General features: G+C 59.9%; 14 protein-coding genes and 1 pseudogene. 11 read left to right on the forward strand and 4 right to left on the reverse strand.

Translation table 11 applies throughout. The annotated features are described in order from the left end of the window. Positions 1-206: 206 nt before the first annotated feature. Positions 207-932, forward strand: coding sequence for an alpha/beta hydrolase (locus YY7_RS0125845; RefSeq protein WP_028165766.1), 726 nt, complete (start codon positions 207-209; stop codon positions 930-932). A gap of 95 nt (positions 933-1,027) precedes the next feature. Beyond that, positions 1,028-2,323, forward strand: a complete 1,296-nt coding sequence (locus YY7_RS0125850; RefSeq protein ID WP_245287397.1) for a flavin-dependent oxidoreductase — start codon at positions 1,028-1,030, stop codon at positions 2,321-2,323. 250 nt (positions 2,324-2,573) lie between these two features. Here the strand turns inward: YY7_RS0125850 and YY7_RS0125860 are convergent, their stop codons facing one another. The 3 genes from YY7_RS0125860 to YY7_RS62005 form a co-directional block, all read right to left on the reverse strand. Further along, positions 2,574-3,524 carry a c-type cytochrome gene (locus tag YY7_RS0125860; protein ID WP_028165768.1) on the reverse strand — a complete coding sequence of 317 codons (951 nt, stop codon included), beginning with the start codon at positions 3,522-3,524 and terminating at the stop codon, positions 2,574-2,576. A gap of 148 nt (positions 3,525-3,672) precedes the next feature. After that, a complete protein-coding gene (locus tag YY7_RS0125865; protein WP_196237323.1) occupies positions 3,673-4,629 on the reverse strand; it encodes a helix-turn-helix domain-containing protein in 957 nt (318 codons plus the stop codon). Positions 4,630-5,066: 437 nt separating this feature from the next. Then, the gene (locus tag YY7_RS62005) at positions 5,067-5,273 is read right to left on the reverse strand and encodes a hypothetical protein (protein WP_051396911.1); all 207 of its coding nucleotides are present in this window, start codon (positions 5,271-5,273) and stop codon (positions 5,067-5,069) included. 32 nt (positions 5,274-5,305) lie between these two features. Here YY7_RS62005 and YY7_RS62010 point away from each other — a divergent pair, with 32 nt between their 5' ends. The 4 genes and pseudogenes from YY7_RS62010 (at position 5,306) to YY7_RS65145 (ending at position 7,428) form a co-directional block, all read left to right on the forward strand. Beyond that, positions 5,306-5,839, forward strand: coding sequence for an ABC transporter substrate-binding protein (locus tag YY7_RS62010; RefSeq protein WP_051396912.1), 534 nt, complete (start codon positions 5,306-5,308; stop codon positions 5,837-5,839). Between the two features lie 95 nt (positions 5,840-5,934). Then, a pseudogene (locus YY7_RS0125875) lies at positions 5,935-6,204 on the forward strand (ABC transporter permease subunit); the annotation flags it as partial. Beyond that, positions 6,198-6,995, forward strand: a complete 798-nt coding sequence (locus YY7_RS0125880) for an ABC transporter ATP-binding protein (protein ID WP_028165771.1) — start codon at positions 6,198-6,200, stop codon at positions 6,993-6,995. The pseudogene YY7_RS0125875 and the gene YY7_RS0125880, both read left to right, overlap by 7 nt. Then, positions 6,982-7,428: a TVP38/TMEM64 family protein gene (locus YY7_RS65145; RefSeq protein WP_080663845.1), complete on the forward strand. Its 447-nt coding sequence runs from the start codon at positions 6,982-6,984 to the stop codon at positions 7,426-7,428. The genes YY7_RS0125880 and YY7_RS65145 overlap by 14 nt, the downstream gene beginning before the upstream one ends. Positions 7,429-7,948: 520 nt before the next feature. On the opposite strand, the gene YY7_RS0125895 is transcribed toward YY7_RS65145, so the two are convergent. After that, a complete protein-coding gene (locus YY7_RS0125895) occupies positions 7,949-8,542 on the reverse strand; it encodes a TetR/AcrR family transcriptional regulator (RefSeq protein WP_028165772.1) in 594 nt (197 codons plus the stop codon). Between the two features lie 255 nt (positions 8,543-8,797). Between YY7_RS0125895 and YY7_RS52780 the strand changes: the two genes are divergently transcribed. From YY7_RS52780 to YY7_RS0125920, 5 genes are all read left to right on the forward strand, one after another. Continuing rightward, a complete protein-coding gene (locus tag YY7_RS52780; protein ID WP_349642679.1) occupies positions 8,798-9,544 on the forward strand; it encodes an SDR family NAD(P)-dependent oxidoreductase in 747 nt (248 codons plus the stop codon). A 365-nt stretch (positions 9,545-9,909) separates the two neighbouring features. After that, a complete protein-coding gene (locus tag YY7_RS0125905; RefSeq protein WP_028165773.1) occupies positions 9,910-10,353 on the forward strand; it encodes a (2Fe-2S)-binding protein in 444 nt (147 codons plus the stop codon). Between the two features lie 104 nt (positions 10,354-10,457). Further along, positions 10,458-12,533: a xanthine dehydrogenase family protein molybdopterin-binding subunit gene (locus tag YY7_RS0125910; RefSeq protein ID WP_245287398.1), complete on the forward strand. Its 2,076-nt coding sequence runs from the start codon at positions 10,458-10,460 to the stop codon at positions 12,531-12,533. Between the two features lie 35 nt (positions 12,534-12,568). Next, a complete protein-coding gene (locus YY7_RS52785) occupies positions 12,569-13,204 on the forward strand; it encodes a class I SAM-dependent methyltransferase (RefSeq protein ID WP_051396922.1) in 636 nt (211 codons plus the stop codon). Further along, on the forward strand, positions 13,204-13,671 hold the full coding sequence (locus tag YY7_RS0125920) for a tetratricopeptide repeat protein (RefSeq protein ID WP_028165775.1): 468 nt from the start codon (positions 13,204-13,206) through the stop codon (positions 13,669-13,671). Before YY7_RS52785 ends, YY7_RS0125920 begins: the two co-directional genes overlap by 1 nt. Positions 13,672-13,677: the final 6 nt, after the last annotated feature.

A 13,677-nucleotide genomic window follows, 5' to 3' on the forward strand; every position in this document is an offset into this window, starting at 1 on the left:
CAAAGCAACCATCGCTCAACGGTACATCGAGATTCGCTAATCTTGGTTCTGTTCCAGATCAGGCGTCGCCCTATTTGGTGATCGGTAGCACCGGTCGATGCTGATCCACCGTAACCATCGATCCTTGAACGGTTGATAGTTCTCCTCGGAATGCGATCAAACTGGTGTGGCGTGCAAAAGTATTTGATCGTGAAAAGGCAAACTGCATGGCGAACTACGTGCTTATACATGGCGCCTGGCACTCAGGTGCCACCCTCCAAACTGTGGCTTCCCTGATTCAGGCCATGGGACATGATGTCCATACCCCTACAATAAAAGGCAATCGACCGGGTAACTCGAAGGCGGTCGGCTTGTCAGAAGCCATAGAATCCATCGTCGAATATCTGGAAGAGACCGGCAGTGAGGATACAATACTCGTCGGGCACAGCTACGGTGGGATGGTGATCACGGGAGTGGCCGATCGCGTCCTACACCGGATCCGGCGCCTGGTCTATTGGAATGCCTACGTTCCCAACGATGGAGAGTCTGTCCTCGATATGACTTTACCACATCATGTCGCCGCGATGGAGGCGCTCGCAGCAGAACGGAATGATGGCTCGGTCCTATTGCCGTTCGCTGTGTTTCGTGAAGCTTTCATCAATGATGGTGACCTTGAGACAGCGCAAAAAGCCTACAACGTGCTCAATCCGCACCCGATGCAAACCTTCAGGGACAAGATCCGTCTATCCACCAATCCGGCCGACATGGACGTTGGAAAGTCCTACATTAACTGTACCGAGGATATTGCGGGGTCGCACAGCCATCCATGGCATCCGAGACTTTCGGAGAAGCTTGGACTCTTCCGCCTCATCCAGATTCCGGGGTCTCATGAAATATGCTTCACACATCCGGACCGGATAGCGAGGGCCATCCTAGAGGCCGGCCGCGACTAAATCGGATGTCAATGTCGGCAATCGAACTGCTGCATCCGCAATACGCCGGCGGCGGCCGAGCTGCGACAGCTCGGCAAATTCTGTGGTGAAAGACGATGCCGATGAACAAGAATCATGAGCCATCGACCAGCAGCCTGCAAAACAAGTGCCGGGATGGATCTCTCAGCCGGCGCGTTCTTATTGCGGGAGGAGGGATCGGCGGACTGACGCTGGCATTGTCGCTGCATCAGTTGGGCGTTCCTTGCGCTATCTTCGAGGCGGCTACGGAAGTCGGGGAGCTCGGCGTGGGCATCAACATCCTTCCGCACAGCGCCCGCGTGCTCATGTCGCTCGGCTTGTTAGGAGACCTCGACGATATCGCCATCCGCACCCGCGAACTGCGGTATCTGAATCATCTCGGACAACAGATATGGACTAGCGCGTGTGGCCTCTGGGCCGGGCACGATATGCCCCAGCTCTCTATTCATCGTGGCAAGTTGCACCGCATTCTGTGGGGAACGGCGCAGGCCCGCTTGCCAACCGGCAGTTTGCGCAACGGCCATCGCCTGCAGGATTTCAGTCAAGATAACGACGGCGTCACGGCACGCTTCACGCTGGCCGACGGCACCGAAGCGGAGGAGCGGGGCGACGTGCTGGTAGGTGCTGATGGCATCCACTCAGCGTTACGCGCTCTGCTGCATCCGGCGGACGGCGGCATCTGCTGGCAAGGCAGTCAGCTATGGCGGGGAGTAGTGGATTGGCCGGTCTTCGAGGGCGGCAATGTCATGCTGATCGCCGCCGACCAGATGGCCAAGCTGACCGTCTATCCGATCGCCCAGGGCGGATCGGCGGGAACGCGGCTGACCAACTGGGTGATGAACGGCAAGGTGGCGAATGGCGCATCACCGCCGCCCCAGCGTGAAAACTGGTCTTGCCCCGGCAAGCTTGAGGAGGTGCTGCCCTTCGCGACGCGCCTGCGGTTGCCCTTTCTCGACGTCGAGGCGCTGATCCGGGCTACGCCGCGTTTTTTTGAGTACCCGGAGTGCGATCGCGATCCGCTTCCCTGGTGGACCCAAGGCCGCGTGACACTGCTGGGCGATGCGGCGCATCCCATGTATCCCACCGGCTCGAACGGCTCAGCCCAGGCCGTTCTCGATGCGCGGTGCCTGGCGAAGCTCCTGTCCGAACTGGCACCTGAGGTGGCGCTCAGCGCTTATGAGGCCGAGAGACTACCGAAGACTGCCGAGGTCGTGCGCAATAATCGTAGAGGCGGGCCCGAGCGTGTGCTGGACCTGGTGGCCGAGCGCGCACCGAACGGCTTCAACCGCCTGGAAGACGTGATCACGTCCGCAGAGCTCGCTGACATCGTTGGCGGCTATGCACGATTAACAGGGCTCGCCAACCACGAGTAGCAGCTGCGGGAAGCCTTATCGAGCGATTCGGAGAAGACAGGTGGGTGTTCTGTCATGCCGCCGCGGCGCGATTCTCTTTATCTGCACGTCCCGCAACGATCATCAAGTCAGCATCCGGCTGGCGAAAGCGCTTCGATCCAGAGCGCTGCAGGTCGAGAACGGCGCTTATGAATGCGCCCGGCCGCGCGATCGCGGGCCGAGATTCCGTCGGCGCGCTGCAGTGTGCTGATGCTCGCAAATACAAGCGGCATTATGAGTTAGGCATATGCGTCAGATACTGATAAATCGCGGCCAACTCGTCATCATCCATTTTTCCGACAGAACGCCACGGCATTTGTTCGCTGATCTGATGACCGTTGGGATCGATGCCGGTGCGCATGGCTGCAATGAAGCCGGCCAGCGTCCAGTCCTTGACCAGATTCAGGTCTGGTCCGAGCGGCGCCAACTGTCCAGGCACGCCACCGCTCAGGTTCTTGCCGTGGCACTCACGGCAGTCCTGATACGCCAGGATGTATTCGCCAAACTCAAAGGTCGGCCCTTTCAATGGCCCTGAGACGTGTTCGGTGACGATCGGCTTGCCGGTTGACAGCATGCCTGCGCCAAGCATGGCGAGCCCGAGCATATTGAGCTGATCGGGCGGATCCGGGGTCGGATCCCCTGCCGCTGGTACACTACGAATATACGCGATCACGGCCTTGATGTCGTCGTCGCTCAGTCGGCCGGCATTGACGTAGGACATCATTGTCAGCCACCGACCCTCCGCGTCAACGCCGTTGCGAATGGCGCGGAAGATCTCGCCATCGGACCAGTGCTTCAACGGTCCGGCTGGAGTAAGATTGGCAGCCACGAAGGACCCAATTGGAACCTGGAGTTCTACGGCGAGATCGTAGCCGCCGGTGAGCGTGCCAGTGTGCGAATGGCAGGCGCCACACAGACCGTCGGAGATATCCCTGCCACGCGCAACGAGTTCGGGGGTTGCCGCAATCTTGATGTCCGGAACGGGCGCCGAGCGGCTGTGCTGCTTGATCATTCCGAGCGACGTGAGCGCGCTGATCGATAACACCGCAGCGGACAGCAGCGCCAACAGGCCTGTGCCCCCCCACTTGATGATGCGGTCTTTCACACGCCAAGTGCGGAAACCAGACCAGGTCAATAACGCGCCGACGGCGATCAACGCCACCAGCCCAACGATGTTTTGCATTGCTACTCCTAGACAAATGATGCGCACGGGGACGTGAGCTGAGCAGAATGGAATCTGCCGGCGGGTTCACGCTGGCGACAAATCTCGCGATGCAGCTGTCGGCAGCGTGCCATTAAAGCTAGGCCACTGAGCAAGCGGCGTCGTGGGCCTAACGCGCCCTTTCGTGCCTTACGTCACGCACGGGTTGAATGTTGTCGCCCTGCACATGAACGCTGGGTGCGTGACCGAACCGTTGGCGGAATGCACGGGCGAAATTAGTGTAATCGCGGTACCCGCACGCGTAGGCTATCGCGCTCAGAGGCTGGCCCGACTTCGTCGACCCCCCGCGTTTGATAGCGCGCGCAGCTTGATCCAGGCGCACTGATTGAATGAAGCCGCTGCAGGTACGACCGCGGTTCGTGAACAATTTTTGCAGATAACGTAGCGAAATACCGACCTCGGCAGCAATCTCACACGGACCGACATCTGGATCGGCAAAGCGATCCTTGATGACATCGCAGATGCGCTTAAACAACCGATCCGAATGAAGAAAGCCTGGAGCTGGAGCCGCCGGCGCGAATACTGCTCCGAGCAGATCGTAAACCGCCAACTGCATATGGTTGGCAGCCGACGTTGGCATAGGTTGCTCGTCGTCGACGGCGTCCAGAACGAGTTGGTACAGCAGGCGTGATGCACGCGTTCCCGAGTGGCCACGAATGCCACCGCGTGGCTCGAATCCGAGGGCGGAGATCAGAAACTGGCGAGGCAACTGCAGAGAAAGCCACTCTTCGTGGCCATCATTAATGTACGTCACTGGGCGGCTAGAATCTATGAATGCGACATCTCCCACCGCCAGCTCTACGGCCTGGTCATTCTGAATGATTGTTGATCGCCCATCGACCTGAAATACGGCATAGCAGTGATCAACGCCATCAAGGCGAATATCCCTTTGTGTCCGTTCGCAACGGTGTGTCCGTTCACGATGGCGAATATTGTTGCTGATTTCCGACGCATTGAATCCGAAGATGCTCCGCGACCGAACTCTGCCGGCAAAGACTTTAGGATCGTCTACCGTGTACAGCCCAAAGAGCGGGCGCAACAGATCCCGCCACTGTTCGTAATTCAACTCCGGTGACCTGAGAAGAGCAGCACTTCGCATCGTCGCCTAGATCCTTTCAGACTGTGGTTTGAGGCTTCGAGAGAAGACAACAGTCCGAACTGTTTCAACGGGTTCGCACAATCAAATCTTGCGGAAGCGCGCGATCGTGAGTCTATAGCAAAGCGGAGGTGACGCAGATCGGCTGCAGACTTTCGAACTTGAAAGTTTCGACTTCGCCCACTGCGGACATCGCTGGTCGAGCGGTTCACTCCGTCTCGCGCGGCGCGGGTCGTTCCTCGGGCGATTGCAAGCCCAGGCAGATCGCGTCTGCCCAAATGTCGACCACGCAGTGCCGCATCACGACATCGTGCGTCGGGGCCAGCGCAACAGGGTATGGTGCAATTGGAATGATCAATCTTGGTACTGTTTCAATAAGCCGAGAGCGCACATTTTTTGCTTGATCGTCACCGTGGTCGCGTCGGCTTACAGCGCTGTTGCGTCGTGTCGATGCGGCCCGGGTCGCTGGAGTTGGCGTTTACTTTCACGATCGACGCGATCGAGCGCCGCTTCACACCCGCGCAACGTCGCTGCACGCGCCTGTTCGCCGGGAACACATCGGGCATCACCGATATCACGAAACTCAAAAGGCCGGACATCTGCGTGTCCAGCATTTCCGGGCTCGCCGCGCAATTTCTTCGCGATCTTGCTGTCAGACAATGGCATCAACCCGGAAAGCGACATTCAATGGCGCGAGTTTCCGGCGGACCTGCTGCCGATCGCGCTAAAGCGCGGAGAAGTCCAGGCGATCGCCGACGCCGATCCGACAGCGGGGCTAATACAGCAACGCAGCAACGGCGAGCTGGTGGAGATCGCCTCGAATCTTTCCGGCGACTACGCTAACCTGTCCTGCTGCACAATGGGCGTCCGTGCTTCTCTGTGGGCAAAAGATCCCGCGACTGTCGCCGCCTTGACGAATGCCATCCACGATGCGGCGGTCCATGTCGCCACCAACCCCGATGACGCCGCTGAGGTCTTCGCACCATACACACCGAAAGTGCCGGTCGCAGACCTTGCGGCGATGCTGCGCAGCCACACGCATGGACACCATCCCGACCGCGATGCGTTGCGTCGGGAAGTCGTCAAGATCACGAGCGACCTCAAACGGGCGTCGATCATCAGGCAGAGTACGGATCCCCAAAAGCTCGCCAACCGCGTGGTCGTCGACGTGACCGGTTGATCGAAGATGCCGAAAGACGCGGCTACCGCATGTGCATCAATATGAGCTCACCGACCGACCAGCTTCTGGAGTGCATCGCTATGGGCAAGACCGATAAGGTCGCGATTCCGGCGGCGCTGCCGCACGTGTTCGTAGGCCTGTTTATGGGTCTTGGATCGTCCTTTGCCGTTCTGGTCGTTGCCGAAATGATCGGCGTCAAGGCCAGGCTCGGGTGGTATTTGCAATGGGCGCAGGGCTGGGCCGCTTACGCAAACATGTATGCCGCGCTGATCGTGATGTCGTTGTTGTGCTCCGGCGCGATCACTCTGCTGTTCAGGACGCGCGACCGGCTGCTGGTCTGGCAGAAAGCCGTCATCAAATGGTAGCGGTTGCTATCGCTGAAACTGATCGGCCGGCTGCCGTCGGCGCGTCGCTGAATGTCGAGGGCGTCAGCCACGCCTTTGACATCGATGGCGCCGCGCTGCCGGTACTGAATGACGTTAGCTTCAACGTAAGACCGGACGAATTCGTCGCGCTGCTCGGTCCCTCGGGATGCGGAAAATCGACCTTGCTGCGTCTGGTGGCTGGGCTTGAACCGCCGCGATCGGGCGCGTTGTTCGAAGATGGTCGTCCGATCAAACGGCCATTCCCCTCGCGGGTGGTGGTGTTTCAGGACCCGACGCTGTTTCCGTGGCGAACCGTTTGGAAAAACGTTGCGCTCGGGCTCGAAGCCCAGGGTGTCTTAAAGGGCCAACGCCCCCGCGTCGATGCGGCGCTCGACCTCGTCGGACTTTCTGCGTTTCGCAACGCCTACCCGCATCAGCTTTCGGGAGGAATGGCCCAGCGCGTCGCGCTGGCACGAGCGCTGGTGAACAAGCCCAGAATACTTATTCTGGATGAGCCGCTCGGCAAGCTCGATTCGCTGACACGCATCTCCATGCAGGCGGAAATCGCCAGGCTCTGGCAGCGCAGCGGCTTCACCGCGCTGATGGTGACGCACGATGTTGAAGAGGCGGTCTTCATGGCGAACCGCGTCATCGTATTCAGCGATCGCCCCGCGCGTATCAAGGCCGACGTGACGGTCGATCGTCCCTTCCCCAGGCATCGCGGCGATCCCAAGCTGGCGGAGTTACCGAGCAACATTCTGGGGCTGCTTGGATTGGATGCGAACTGGTGAGCAACGGCCAGGGGTCGACGGCGCGTGCGATGTCTCGACGGCGCCTGCGCGAGGTACGAATTGTCATGAGCGCCCTGCTTGCTTTGATCCTGACGGCGTGGGGCGCCCAGCGGTTCATCCAGCGCCCGTTTGCGGAGTGGTTTACCTGGCGGCAGGCTTTTACATGGATGGATTCGCCGGAGGTGCAACGGTGTTGCTCGGCAGTACCTTTGGCGGTTTGAGCGCGTTTTTGTTTTACCGGAAGCAGATTCAGCAACGTCTCAGCGCTCGCTTAGATCACTACTCCGCTGTCAAGATTTGGCTGACTTTGCTCGGACTACGCCTCTCGCCACTCGTGCCAGCGCCATTGGCGAACTTCTTTGCTGCAGTCTTTCGTGTCTCACCCCTCCAATACCTGACAACGAGTGTGTTAGGCAGGCATTCCCGGCTATAGCCCTATCGTCAGTCCACGCCGGAAACCGCTGCTCGTCGACCGACCGGCAACCGCCGGCGCCGTCTAGGTCGAGGACGACGGACGAAGATAGCGCTGCACGACATCGTTGAGCAGCGCGACGATCTCCGTCCGTCGCCGCGTGATATCGTGGAAAGGACCCGATACCGCGACGGCAAGCGCGCGGTTCCATCCGTCGATACCCTCGGGTAACGGCACGGCAATCGACCCGGCGCCAGGGGTGACCAGACCCGCCGAGAAGAAGAANCCGTCACGGCGCGTGCGCTCGACGTTCTCGAGCACCTGATTGATGTCGATGCGCGATATGTCGAGGGCGGCTTCCGCGTTGGTGCGCGTGCACAGGCTGCGGATCTCCTTGTCGGTGCACGCGGTCAGCAGCGAAAACCCGGTAGCCGACCAGACCACGAGACGACAGGGCGCAAGTGATGGCCGAGCATTTCGAGTTGCGATGCGGCGCCCGGTAGAGGTCAGCCCAAGATCGCCGAAAAGTCTGACCTGCGCTTTAGAGCGAGTTCTCAAGGCTGGCAAACGTCTCTCGGAGATAAGCGGAAGGGGGACGCTTCCCGCCGTCGTTGCTCCAAGCTTCAACTGCGAGACGAAACGCGCCGACCGTCACCATTGCGACGATTCTCAACGACTTTCGAAGCTTGGCCTGAGGCCATTTTGTACAGAGCGCCTCGAATATCGCCTGTTCTTGAGCGATATACTTCGCATGGCTCGCAGCCATCAGAGCAGCGCTTGAGCGGATCACCCGATCAAGCACGATGCTTTGATCCGAATGATACTTGCTGGTCAGACTTACCAGGGCGTTTTTGACCGCTTCGATTGGTTTTTGGCCGGTCGGCTCCGCGATCACAGCCGCGCGGATAAGATCCGTAAAGTTGCTTTGCCAGACCAGGATGATGTCTTCTTTAGACTTGAAATAATAAAAGAATGTTCGCCGTGAGATGCCTGCTTCTTCAGCGATTTCCTCTAGCGTCGTGCTCTCATATCCCTTCGTAATGAACAATCGGAGGCCGGTCTCGGCAATGCGAGCCATCGTTTCAAGACGTTTCCGCTCGCGCAGGCCGGTCTCTTTGGTGTCGTTTTTAATCATCGCGCTTCCGGCGGCCCCGCTTGTAATTCTGCACTGAGTGTAATATTAATTGTTACACAGAGTGTAATCTTATGCAATGAGGTCATATGAGCGTCGAGGCAGGCGAATCGAAACACTCGCGCCGGGCGGTGGTCACGGGAACCGGCGGACTGGGGTTCGAGACCGCGCTCGCCCTGTCGAGGATGGGCTGGCAGGTGGTTATCGCAGGGCGGGATGTAGAGAAGGGGGCGCGCGGTCCGGAAAATCCAGGACCAGGTGGCGCGGGCAACTGTTGCGTTCGAGAAAGTCGATCTTGCCAGCTTGCTCTCTATCGAAGCGTTCGGCCGCCGTATGAACAGCTCCTACGCTGGCTTTGACGTCTTGATAAACAACGCCGCGGTCATGACGCCGCCCCGCCGCCGCGTCACCGCCGACGGCTTTGAACTGCAATTCGGCGTCAACTATCTCGGACATTTTGCGCTTACATCACATATGCTTCCTCCGCTGCGCAGAGGAACTGAACCACGAGTGGTGAACGTCTCCAGCATCGCAAACCGCAGCGCAGCTCTGAACTTTGGAGATCTGCAGAGCGAAACGGCGTACAAGGCGTTTGAGGCGTATGGTCAGTCGAAGCTCGCGCAGCTCGTGTTCGCTTTCGAATTGCAGCGCAGGAGCCTTGCTGGGGGGTGGGGCCTTGCGAGTATCGCTGCTCATCCCGGCTTGGCGCGCACGGATCTGATTCCAAACGGCGCCGGCAAGGTCAGTGTCGCCTTCGTATTGCGGCAGCTGATGTTGCCTCTCTCTCAATCTCCGGCTCAGGGCGCGCGACACGTTCTGTTTGCGGCCAACTCGCCATCCGCCAAGCCTGGAGGTTATTATGGGCCCAGCAGATTGGGTGAGGTGCGCGGCGACACCGCGCCCGCGAAAGTCCCGCAGCAAGCGCTAAACCAGGAGAATGCGACGCGCCTGTTTGACGTGTCTGAGCGGTTGGCAGGCCTTACCTTCGGAACGTCCCGGCCATAGCTCCGCGATCGATAAGGCGAGGCGCTCGTAAGGTCAGTCTAAGGCGAACGCGACCTGGGCCGATGCGATCGCGATCGTCCGACGGCGTCCTCTCGAACTGGTCGCACCGCGCAAGCGGCCCTGAACTTCACTGTCCCGAACGATCAAAGACAAACTCGGAAATATTCGGGACATCACAATGCCGCCAGACCCAAGAAAAAGCGCGTGCTCGCGGTCATCGCCACGGTGACGGCCGTGCATCTCCGGTTTCTCCCACCGCGACAGAATGACACTGACAGAGCGCTTGAAAATCTACACTGAGTGCGAATAAAAATTACACCCAGTGCGGATATTATGCGAGCGCCGCCTGAAGTTAGAAGGTATCCATGAAGCTCAATGTCAACGGCAAAGGCCGGATGGCTGATGTTGATCCCGACATGCCCCTGCTGTGGGCGATCCGCGACCATCTTCACCTACCGGGCACCAAGTACGGGTGCGGCATCGCTCAATGCGGCGCCTGTACTGTTCTTGTGGATGGTCACGCCGTCCGCTCCTGCTCGATGTCGGTTGCGGACGCCCAAGGTTCCCAAATCACCAGGATTGAAGGTTTGGGCGGAGATCACCCGCTCCAGGTCGCGTGGCTCAAACTCCAGGTCGCCCAATGCGGATATTGCCAGTCCGGGCAGATCATGCAGGCCGCGGCTTTGCTTGCGGCAAATCCAAAGCCGACTGAAGAGGACATCGAACTCGCGATGGCCGGCAATATCTGCCGCTGCGGCACCTACCAGCGGATCAAAGCGGCAATCAAAGAAGCAGCGGGGGCGGTGTGATGAAGTCGCGCAATGGGAAGGCCGGACCACTCAGTCTTACGCGGCGCAAATTGGTGCTCGGAGGCAGCCTCGTTGGAGGTGCTCTGATCATAGGTTACACCGCCATGAATTTTGGCTCCGTCGCAGCTGGCGCCCTCAGCATCGGCGCCGAACAGCCGGCCGCAAGCCCTTTCGGCCCTTTCATCAGGATTGACGCCGATGGCTGGGTCACCGTGGTCAACGCCTTTCAGGAGATGGGGCAGGGCGTGCATGCAGGCATTGCCGCCATCGTCGCGGAAGAACTCGACGCAGACTGGGGCAAGATCAGGGTCGTAGCCGCCCCGGCAAACACGGCCGTGTACAAGAACGGTGCCATGGGCATGCAGGTAACTGCCGGATCCAGCGCGATCGCTGGTGCCTGGCATCGGCTGCGGACTGCGGGTGCGGCCGCGCGCGAGATGTTCGTGCAGGCCGCGGCCCAGAAATGGGGCGTGCAGGCTGGTACGATCACCGTTCGGAACGGAATGGTCATCGATACCGCGTCGAAACTTCAGGAGAGCTTCGGCAGTCTACTCACGCTCGCGGCGAAGCAGCAGGCGCCAGCGGCTCCGCTCCTCAAATCTCCTGACAAATTCGAGCTCGTGGGTTCGCGGCGGATCGGACGCAAGGACGGCGTTTCGAAGGTGACCGGCGGGCCGATCTATACGCAGGACGTTCAACTCCCGGGTATGCTTGTCGCGATGGTGGCGCATCCGCCTCGGTTTGGCGCCAAGATGCGCGACTTCGATGCCGCCGCGGCGCGAAGCATCAAGGGCGTCGTGGATGTATTTGCAGTCCCGAGCGGTGTCGCGGTCGTCGCGCAGGACACTTGGTCGGCGCGGAAGGGCAGGGACGCACTATCGGTCAGCTGGGACGAAGAAGCCGTCGAGAAGCGGTCGTCGGTCGAGCTCCGACAGCTCTTCCAGCAGATCGGAGAGCTTAAAACCAATGATAGCGGCAGGTCTTATTTCTCCAAGGGCGATCCGGCGAAGGCGTTCAATGAGGCCGAATTTCAGGCGAGTTACGATTTTCCGTATCTTGCACATGCGCCCATGGAGCCGATGAACTGCGTCGCGCAGGTCGATGGCCGCCAAGTCAAGTTGACAGTCGCCTCGCAGCTCCAGACGATCGACCAGATAAACACAGCTCTCGCAGCCATTACACTCCCGGGCTCGGTGCAGATCGAGACGCTCCCTACTGGCGGTTCATTTGGTCGCCGCGGGCTTTTCTCCTCCGACTATATCGTGGAATGCGTGCGGATTGCCCGCCACGTCGGTGGGGGAAAGCCTGTCAAGCTTGTCTGGACGCGTGAAGACGACACAATCAGCGGCTTCTACCGCCCGATGGCGCATCACAGGCTCTGGATCAACCGGGACGCCGACGGCCTTCCCGCCGCGTGGCGTCACCACACGATCGCTCAATCCTTGTTGCCAATCGGTCCTAACTCGACCGAAGTGGAAGGCATTGAAACGTCTTCCTATGTCACGGGTTGCAGCGTTGCGGATTGCCGCGTCTTCACGCCGACCGTTGGCGTGCCTGTCGGTTTCTGGCGATCGGTTGGCAACTCCCACACAGCGATGGTCCTGGAGCATACGATCGATCAACTCGCCCATATGGGGGGAGTCGACCCGGCCGAGTACCGCCGTGCGATCTACCGCAAAGCAGGGGACGAAAGGCGGCTCGCCGCCCTGGAGCTGGTGTGCGAACGCGCTGGTTGGGGCCACTCGATGCAGGATGGCTGGGCGCGAGGGTTGGCTGTCCATGAGGCGTTCGGCACCGTCGTCGCTCAAGTCGCCGAAGTCGCTATTCTCGACGGACGCCCACGCGTCCGCCGGGTTGTGTGTGCCGTGGATTGCGGAATCGCCGTGGTTCCGGATCAGATCGCTGCACAGATGGAGGGCGGCATCTGCTTCGGCTTGAGCGCTGCTCTGTGTGGCAAGATTACGCTGGGCGACGGCGGAACGCCTGCCCAGAACAATTTCGATACATACGAAGTCCTGCGACACCCTGATGCGCCGGTCGTGGAAACGCACATCGTCCCGTCACGACGGGATCCATCGGGCGTTGGCGAACCGGGAGTGCCCCCGATCGCGCCCGCGGTTGCAAACGCCCTGCTGGTCCTGACAGGCGAACCTACAACAAGCCTGCCATTCGTATCATGAAGCCCCGGCGATCAGAACCAATACAGGATCACATGATGTCACATGATCTTCTATCGTTCTTCCTCGCGTGGCTGGCAGCCCCTGGTCGGGTTGGCGCAATAGCACCCTCAGGCGACGCGCTTGCCGAACTGATCACGAGAGAAATCGGATCGGCGACGGGGCCTGTCGTCGAACTTGGGCCTGGTACCGGAACGTTCACTTACAAGCTGCTGAACCGGGGCGTCCGCCCCGCTGACCTTAGCCTCGTCGAATACGGGTCCGAGTTCATTAAAACGCTGCAGCTGCGTTTCCCGGGCGCGCGCGTGCTCTGGATGGATGCCGCGCGGATTGGGTCGTCCGGTCTTTTCGCGGCGAAAGATGTCGGAGCGGTCGTCAGCGGATTGCCGCTTCTCAATATGTCGCCGCGGAAGGTCATCGCAATTCTCGATAGCGCGTTCTCGGTGCTGCGAGAGGGAGGAGCGTTCTATCAGTTCACATATGGAGTGAGATGCCCGGTCCGCCGCCCCATCCTCGATCGCCTTGGCTTGAAGGCAACCCTCGTTGATCGGGCAATGCTGAACGTCCCCCCGGCCGCGGTCTACAGGCTCACCCGCAGGGCGGTCCGCCTGCCGCGTGCCATGGGGAAGAGCCGGGCGCTCCCATACCTCGATCAACGATTGGAGGCGATGTGATGAATCAGCCCGAAAAATCGATCCTGGCCGATCAGGCTTCAAAGATCGCTTGTGGCGATCAGGACGTTTCGTTGATGAAGCTGCGAGATGTCATCGGCAAAGTTTCTGAGTGGGGCAAGGAGTATCCGATATTCCTGACGCTCCAGCTGCGCACAGGCGGCTTGTCCACGGCACTCCGCGAATTTGGAGCGATGTGTCTGCGTGCCGAGAATTATGAGCTAGCCGTCGACGTCTTTCTCGCAGCGGTATCGATGCAGCCTGATGACTGCTGGCTTTGGCGTAAGCTCGGGTGCGCTTACCAAGGTGCACTGCACGAACATCTGGCGCTCCAATGCAGCCGTCGGGCGTTGGACTTGCACTCCTCGCACGCCGACATCCGGTTGCAATATGACGTCCTGCTGCGGGATGAAGGCCGGGCGAAGCAGGCGGAGATCGTGTTTCAGCAAGCCCCGCGCTCGATCGTATGACGGTCG

Origin of the sequence: Bradyrhizobium elkanii WSM2783 (genome assembly GCF_000472865.1) — a bacterium.
Classification (GTDB): Bacteria; Pseudomonadota; Alphaproteobacteria; order Rhizobiales; family Xanthobacteraceae; genus Bradyrhizobium; species Bradyrhizobium elkanii_A.